The sequence below is a fragment of the Oleiphilus sp. HI0066 genome (genome assembly GCF_001635725.1).
Window position 1 is genome coordinate 1 of the sequence record NZ_LWFH01000377.1, and the last position, 1,017, is coordinate 1,017.

Below are 1,017 nucleotides of genomic sequence, written 5' to 3' on the forward strand. Positions count from 1 at the left end.
TTAGAAAGGGGTTCAAGCATTTAGCGGGCGACTTTGCAGTGAGTGTTCGATAAGGCTGTTTTAACTCATCGCACTGACGAGATAGAAAGACTATAATTGGCGCTATATCCATAGCGTTGAACAATTGAATGTCAAAATCCGACCCAAATAAGTCGCAAAATCCTCCTTCCCAATCGAAACATGACCCTCATGCGGCGAAAGAAGCCGAAAAGTATGCGCAGCCTATTGCGAGCAGAGAGCATATCTTAGATTTGCTTGAGCAAAGTGGCGAAGCATTAACACATCCGCAAATTGCTCATGTTCTTGAAATCTCAGATCCCGAGGGTTTTGAAGCCTTACGTCGTCGTTTGATCGCGATGAGCCGTGATGGTCAGTTAGTTTGTAATCGTCGACAGCAATATCAGCCAGCCGCTCGAGTCGATTTCTTGAAAGGAATCGTCATAGGGCATCGCGATGGTTTTGGCTTTGTGAAACTCGAGAAAGGCGGGGATGATCTACTGTTGTCAGCGAAACAAATGCAAAGTGTGTTTGACGGTGACAGAGTGCTTGTTCGGGTTGATCACGTTGATGCGAAAGGTCGCGGTCATGCTGTGATCATGGAGGTCATTGAACGCAATACAAAAGATGTTGTTGGGCGCATTTTCTTTGAAAGTGGTTTGTGTTTTGTTGAAGTCGAAAGTGTTCGAGAGACTCAACAGGTTGTGGTTGCTCAAGAAGACACCTTAGGTGCGAAGCATGGGCAATATGTTGTTGCTAAAATCTTGCATCAGCCATCTAAACGAGAACACGCGACGGGTGAAGTTACCGAAGTGCTCGGGGATCACTTAGCACCGGGTATGGAGATCGAGGTAGCGATTCGTTCTTATAATATTCCTCATGAATGGCCGGAAGATTTAATCGCTCAGATTGAATCGTTTACACCAGAGGTTAGCGAGGCCGATAAATCTGGACGCATTGATTTAAGGGATCTTCCTTTAGTTACTATCGACGGTGAAGACGCACGAGACTTTGACGACG

Annotated in this window: 1 pseudogene; it reads left to right on the forward strand. The window is 45.9% G+C overall.

The window, feature by feature from the left end:
* Positions 1 to 128: 128 nt before the first annotated feature.
* A pseudogene (locus A3738_RS05225) lies at positions 129 to 1,017 on the forward strand (ribonuclease R); the annotation flags it as partial.